Origin of the sequence: Pantoea sp. AN62, from assembly GCF_050432985.1 — a bacterium.
Lineage (GTDB): Bacteria > Pseudomonadota > Gammaproteobacteria > Enterobacterales > Enterobacteriaceae > Pantoea > Pantoea brenneri.
This window is the reverse complement of the sequence record NZ_JBNPYB010000021.1, coordinates 60,080-67,879: the sequence shown is the minus strand read 5'-3', so window position 1 is coordinate 67,879 and position 7,800 is coordinate 60,080. Positions and strand designations below refer to the sequence as shown.

Annotated in this window: 1 pseudogene; it reads left to right on the top strand. The window is 54.1% G+C overall.

Annotation, left to right across the window (positions count from 1 at the left end):
- Positions 1 to 96: 96 nt before the first annotated feature.
- Positions 97 to 7,800 (top strand): annotated as a pseudogene (locus FHW04_RS21250) (hemagglutinin repeat-containing protein); the annotation flags it as partial.

Genomic DNA, 7,800 nt, shown 5'->3' with positions numbered 1-7,800 from the left:
TAGCTGAACAGGAGGGACAGCTGATAGAAACAGAAGCCACTGGAGCACCTCAAAAACACCATCATACACTAAATCAGTAAGTTGGCAGCATCACCCGTGCAGGGCGATACGCTAACCATTACCCCGGCGAACGTCGCTAATCAGGGCAGTCTGATTGGACTGCAATCGCTGACGCTTGCCCCAGCCCAGACCCGTAACTTGCGGATGCTAGTCGCACAGGCTCAGCCAGCGCGCGTGATAACCAATAATGCGGGCGGCAAACTGCTAACCCAGGGAACGCTGCAGCTCAAGGGTGACGCGGTCACTAATAACGGAACATGGCAGGGCCAGCAAATTCTGCTGGATGCCACCAGCCTGACTCATGGCGGCGCGATCCAAAGCGCTGACGGCCTGCAACTCACTCTCAGAGATACCCTTACCTCCACTGCAGGCAGCAAAATTACCGCTAATGGCACCGCAGCGCTCAATGCGCTCAGCTTCGCTAATCAGGGACAGTGGATAGCCCAAAACCTGTCGTTGCAGGGCGTAACGCTTAATAATAGCGGTGCTATTTCAGGCGTTAATGCACTCGGCGTCACCCTCAGCGGCGCATTAACCCAGCAGCAGAACAGCTCACTATTAACCGGCGGCAAGCTGGCGTTGCAGGCAGCGGCGGTTAACAACGGCGGACAGATACAGGGTAAAGAGCTGATACTGACCAGCGGTGCGGTTGATAACAACGGTCGCTTACAGGGCGACAGCAGCCTGCTGCTGACGGCCAGCGGTCGGTTAACCAACAATGCCAACGGCATTCTGCTCAGTCAGAACGGACTGACCCTCACCACACCTGAACTTTATAACTATGGGCTGATTCAGGGCGCCACCAGCCGCATCACCGCATACGGACTGGCCAACAATAGCGGCAAACTACTTTCTTCTGCCGACATCACGCTGACCACGCCGCAGTTAACCAATAGCGGCTGGTTACAGGCCGCTCAACTGATACTTAATGCCGATAATGCCAGCAACAGCGGTACGCTGCTGGCGGATCAACAGGGTAAGCTGACCGGCACACAATTACAGAATCAGGGCACCGCGCAAGGCGGCAATCTGACGGTAAATTATGCGCAGCTGACTAACGGTGGCACGCTGCTGGGCGTCAACCAGCTCAACGTTAAAGCCTCACAGGTGACGCAGCAAGCGAGCGGTAAATTGTTCAGCGGCGGCAATTTGCTGCTTGAAAGCCACGGGTTTGACCAGCTTGGTCAGGTTGTGGCGCTGGGCGATGCCGCCCTGCAGTTAGTTAACGGTTTTACCAGCCGTAATATTCTGGCAGCAGGAAATCACCTCTCCATCGTCAGTAACGGTGCGATTGATAATCAGGCAACCCTGCAGGGTCAGGCGGTGACGCTAAGTGCCGGCGGCGATCTGACCAATAACGGTCAAATCACCACCGGCACCGGCGACAGTAGCCTTAGCGGCAGTCGTATTATGATGAACGGCGCAGGTACGCTTCAGGGTGGCGGGAACGTAACCCTTACCAGCCGCAGCGATGTCGATCTTAATGGCTTTACCGGCACGCGCGGCAATCTCACCATCACTTCCCCCGGCAATATCGTCAACACCGCACTGCTGTACGCCGGACAGAATCTGTATCTGTTCGCTAACAGCATTCGTAATCAGCAAGCCGATATCTTAGCTGGCAACAGCCTATGGATGCAGCGCGATGCAACGGGCAATGCTAATGGCGAGGTGGTTAATAACTCCGGAACGATTGAGACCCAAAACGGCGATATTACAATCAATACCGGACATTTGCTGAATACGCGGGAGGGGCTGAACGTTACTCAGACCAGTCAGGTATTACCCACGCATGAGGGGGTAGGTAATGCCACGATAAGAGTTAATGTCAGTGAGCTTCCTGACGGTTCTTATGGCTACTACACGACTAAAACCTATACAGAGAGTGGTGGTGGTTGCTCCGGCGCTGATGGCGGCTGCTCTGTACACACCACAATCAAAAACTATTACGCACCTTTTGCAGCAGCCACTACTCAAAAGTTCGCCCTAAGTAGTTCAACTATCGATGTTGTCAGTAATGGCGCTGCCGGGCGCATCTCTTCTGGCAGAGATATGTCTGTACATGCACTGAGCCTGGAAAATCAGGCTAGTGACATATTAGCGAACCAAAATATCAGCCTGAGTGGTGACCAACTCAATAATCAGTCCTGGCAAGCCGGTACACAAAACGATTATGCCATTTATCAATATAAGGGGACTAAACCGACTAATGGTTTACCGACTTCAGGTAAATCGTCTTCCGGTGGAAGGCTTAATGTAAATACTGAAAGCAATAATATCATTTACACATTAACGGGTAATGAATCCAGCTTTACGCCAGGTCAGCTTTATCGCGCGGTCATTCAGGCGGGAGGCAACGTCAGTGCCAGCTTTAACGGTGATATCAGCAATACGTCAAATACGGCAAATGCTGGCTGGACAGGAAATACATTGTCGGTACCGAGCGTTAAAGGTTTAACGGCACTGGGTCAGGCTTCAGCGGCACAGCGTCAGACATTAACCGGCAGTAACGCAGTCGCTGTCAATTCACCTGAATGGCGAGACCAGTTGCGCAATGCATTGCAGCAGATTAACGGTGGCGTTGTGCTGGATAACACCAAATCAGCGGAAATATCCTTGTCTGCACCCTCTGGCTCCAGTAAAGACCTGACCGGCTTTGGCAAAGCAGAGAGTCTTGCAGGCGAGGATATTCACCCAGCCTCACTACATGATTACCAGCTGTCAAACGTTGACACCAGTGCCTATCCGCTGCCAACCAGCGACAATGGTTACTTCGTTACCGGCAATAGCCAAAGCCCTTACCTGATCACTATCAACCCTGAACTGAACGGTCTCGGTCAGCTTGATAGCAGTCTGTTTGGCGATCTCAATGCGCTGTTGGGCAAACAACCGGGCAGTGCCCCGCAAGAAACCCGCCAGCAATATACCGACGTCAATACCTTCCTTGGCTCATCTTATTTGCTTGATCGCCTCAGCCTGAAACCTGACTACGATTATCGCTTCCTCGGCGATGCCGCATTTGATACACGCTATGTCAGTAACACCGTACTCAATCAGACTGGCAGTCGTTACCTGAATGGCATTGGGTCTGATCTTGATCAGATGCGTTATCTGATGGACAACGCTGCAGCGGCACAGCAATCCCTCGGCTTACAATTCGGCGTCTCGCTGACGGCTGAGCAGGTTGCGTCACTGGATAAAAGCCTTATCTGGTGGGAAGCCGCTACTGTTAATGGCCAGACGGTTATGGTGCCGAAAGTTTATTTGTCCCCTAAAGATGTGGATATGCACGACGGCAGTGTGATTGCCGGAAATAATGTCACCTTATCTGGCGGCAATATTATTAACGATGGGAGTACTCTGACGGCTCAAAATGCGCTGTCAGCCAATAGCCAGAACCGCATTGATAATCTCAATGCCGGATTAATAAGCGCGGGCGGCGATCTGCAGCTCAGCGCAATCAGCAATATCAATAATGTCAGTTCAACCATCAGCGGCAAAAAGGTGGCGCTGGAGAGCGTGGACGGCAACATTAACAGCATCACCATTTCTAAACAGTGGACGCTGGATGCAGGTACTAAATCCTTTAGTGATACGTTCAATGGCAATACTGCTGCGATCAGCGCGGACGACACACTTAGCCTGAAAGCGGGCAATAACATTACGCTGATAGCAGCCACGCTCAACGCGGGTGGCAACGTGTTGCTGGATGCCTGGAATGATATTGCGATTAACGCTAATCAGCAGGTGGAAGGCAAATCGCAGAAAGGCGAAAAAGGGATTTGGCTAAGAACTGAAAATACCAGCGACCAGAAAATCAGCAACATCGGCAGTCAGATCGCAGCTGGTGGCAACTTAACGCTAAAAGCTGGCCATGATCTCGGCGTAACAGCCAGTACGCTGGAAGGCAAAGGCGATACCACGCTGGCAGCTGGCAATAATCTTAATCTCAATAGTGCAGTTACTGGCCAGAACACCACCAAAGGCAATAAAGAGACGCACGATTCCGGCAGTGACCGCACGTCCATTGTCAGTGGCGGCAATCTTTCTCTCTCCGCTGGTCATGATCTTACCAGTCAGGCTTCGGCACTCGCAGCGAATGACGATATTCACCTGCAGGCTGGCCGCGATATTAATCTCAACGCGCAAGAGAACCGTTCAGGCAATAGTGAGCGTGGCAGTAAGAAAACCATTATTAACGAAATGGTGCGCCAGCAGGGTACCGAAATCATCAGCGGTGGCAGCGCCACGCTGCTGGCCGGTAATAACATTACGAGCCAGGCCAGCACCATGACTGCAAATAACGATCTTGTGGTACAGGCTGGTCACGATGTGAACATCACTTCATCCACTGAAAGTGATTACGCTTACAAAGAAGAGACGAAGACCAAAAAAGGGCTTTTCAGCAAGAAAACGACTCACACCATCAGCGAAGAGAGTTCAACTGTTGAAAAAGGCTCACAGCTGAGCGGTGATCGGGTGTCGATCATTGCGGGTAATGACCTGACGGTAAAAGGTTCATCGGTGATTGGCGAAAGTGATGTGGGCCTGAAAGCCGGTAACGATCTTACCCTCGCAGCGGCTACTGAGAGCCAGACCCGCTATCGTCTGAGTGAAACCAAAAAGAGTGGCATGCTCAGCAGCGGCGGTATCGGCGTCACGTTTGGCAGCGCCTCGTCGAAACAGCAGTTGAAACTGGATGGTACGACCCAAAGCCAGAGTGCCAGCACAGTAGGAAGCACGGGGGGGAATGTCACTCTGGTTGCCGGACGCGATGCGCATGTGGCGGGTTCAGATGTGATTGCGAAGCAGGATATCAGCCTGGTCGGCGGATCGGTTACTATCGACCCGGGCAATGATACGCTGACACGTCGTCAGAGCTATGAGCAGAAACAGAGCGGCCTGACGCTTCAGCTCACCAGCCCGATTACTGATGCGCTACTCAGTCTGGGCTCGCAGGCAAAGGAGGCGGGTCAGGCAGGTGATGATCGCCTCAAGGCGCTTAATGCCGTGAAAATGCTTGAAAGCGGCTGGGCGATGTCAGGTGCTGCCGGGCAGTCCGCCACCGCGCTGGCTAATGGCAACATGAAAGAGGCTGGCATAAAAATCGCTCTTAGCGTCGGTGCCAGCAAAAGCAAATCGTCATCGGAATATAATAGCAATACCGTCAGCGGCAGTTCGCTCAGCGGGGGCGGTAGCGTCGCGGTGGTAGCCACCGGTGGCAACGGTACCAGCGGCAATCTGACACTGGCAGGCAGTGGGATCACCGGCAACAACGTCACGCTGGCTGCCGCGCACGACCTTAATCTGGTAGCCGCCAGTAATAATACCGAACAGCAGAGTAGCAATAATTCATCTGGCTGGAGTGCCGGAGTCCATATTGCTATTGGCCAAAGAACCGGTATTGGCGTGCAGGCTAGCGGATTTATGGCCAGCGGTGCGGAAAACGGCAACAGTACGACGTTCGTCAACAGCCGCGTCAATGCCAAAGATAACCTGACCCTCAGCAGTGGTAACGACATGCTGCTCTCTGGTGCCCAGGCACTGGGTGACAGTATCAGCGTTAACGCGGGCAACAACCTTACACTGGCCAGCCTGCAGGATACCGATAACTATCAGAGCAAGCAGCAGAGCGCCAGCGGCGGCTTCAGCTTTACCTTTGGTAGCATGACCGGCTCTGCTGGCCTGAGCCTCAGCAAATCTAAAATCAACAGCGAGTACGCGAGCGTCGGTGACCAGAGCGGGCTGTTTGCCGGCGACGGCGGTTATGACATCTACGCCGGCAACCATACGCAGTTGAACGGCGCAGTCATCGCTTCCACTGCGGATGCGGCAGATAACCGCCTCTCCACCGGCACGCTGGGCTGGGACAGCATCGGAAATCACGCTGAATACCACGCCAGCAGCACCGCCATCGGCATCAGCGGCGGATATGACAGCAGCATGGCCTCCGGCCAGCAGTTTGGCGGCGGCGCGCTTCCGGCGGTAGTGAACATGAGCGGCAGCGCCTCCGGCACCACGCATTCGGCCGTAGCGGATGGCTCGCTTACCGTGCGCGATACGCAGCGCCAGACGCAGGATGTGGCGGGTCTGAGTCACGACACGGACAATGCCAACGGCCATATCGACAAAATATTCAATAAAGAAAACGTTGCCAGTCAGATGGCGTTTGCCCGGGGCGTACAGGAGCTGGCGGGCAAAGTCGTCGGCGACGTCAGGGCCTGCAAGCTGGACGCGGCAGCGAAGGAGACCTCTGACCGCCTGCTTAAAGAGAATCCGGAAAACGCCAGTCTGTCAAAAGATGCGTTCAGCGCGCTGGTGCAGAAAGATGCAGGCTATAAAGCCGTGGCGGCTCAGTGGGGCACCGGCGGTACTTACTCGATGGTTGCCAGCGCCGTGGCGGGTGCACTGGGTGGACTGAGTGCGAATAACCTTGGTGCAGCCGCGGGCGGGGCGATGGCTCCTTACATCGCCAACGCCATCAAAAAGGCAACCACCACTCAAAACGCTGACGGCACGGAAAACACCAACCTGGCGGCCAACACCATGGCGCACGCCGTGGCGGGCGCAGTACTGGCACAGATAGCAGGCAGCAGTGCCGGCGCTGGCGCCGCCGGTGCCGCAGGCGGTGAGCTGGCCGCACGCGCAATTGTGGCGGCAATGTATCCTGACACCGGCATCAGCAAGCTGACGGAAAGCCAGAAGCAGATCGTCAGTACTCTAAGCCAGATAGCGGCAGGGCTGGCGGGCGGTATAGCGGCAGACTCGTCGGCCGGCGGTGCTGCCGGTGCCGGAGCGGGTAAGAATGCGGTTGAGAATAACTTTCTGAGCAACACCCAGAAGGCTCAGAAGAAAGAAGAGCTGGCAGAATGTCAGAGCGTGGCCTGTAAAGCCCAGACGCAGGCGAAATGGACGGCGATAGACCTGGGCCAGGATGGCAGCTTTGCGGCGGGAATGGTCGCGGGGGTGCCGGCAGGGCTGTATGATGCCGTTGACAGCATCGTGAAAACGGCCAGCAGCCCGGTGGAAACCTACGAAGCACTGAAGACGCTGTTTAACAGCGGCGATGTGCTGGGTAACGTGTCGGATGCGGTGAAGCAGTCCTACATTGACCGTATCGACCGAATGGAAGCGCAGTATCAGAAGGCCGGAGCCAGCGGCTCGTTTAATGCCGGTGTTGAAGGCGGGAAGCTGGTCACGGATATCGCAGGCCTTCTTGCTGGCGGTGCCGGGGTTGTAAAAGGTGGTGCGGTACTGACGGAGAAGGTAGTTGCTAAGGTTGCGGGTAAGGCTGAAGCAGCAGCTGTAAATGCAGGAAAAGTGCCAAAGAATCCTAATTCATCGAGTGCAATTACCGATAGTGAAGCCGGAGGTTACTCGTACTATGACCAATTCAAAAATGCTGATGGTGGATGGAATTGGCCTAAGAATTTAGGATTTGAAGGAAATCCAGTTGAAACTACCATACCAGTAGGCACTCACTTAGATAGGTATGGAGAGCCTAGTGGTTCTTTCCTTGCTCCGAAAGGGACACCTTACGAAGAACGTGCTCTTGCACCAGGAGCTAAGGCTGAAAAATACTATGAGTATGAGGTAATCAAACCGTTGCCTGCTATACAGGGTAAAATTGCCCCTGCTTTTGGTGAGCCAGGGGGAGGGATTCAAATATTACCTAATATGCAAGATCGAGTGAATGTAGAATGGCTTTTAAAGAATGAATATATCCGTGAGGTTCGCTGA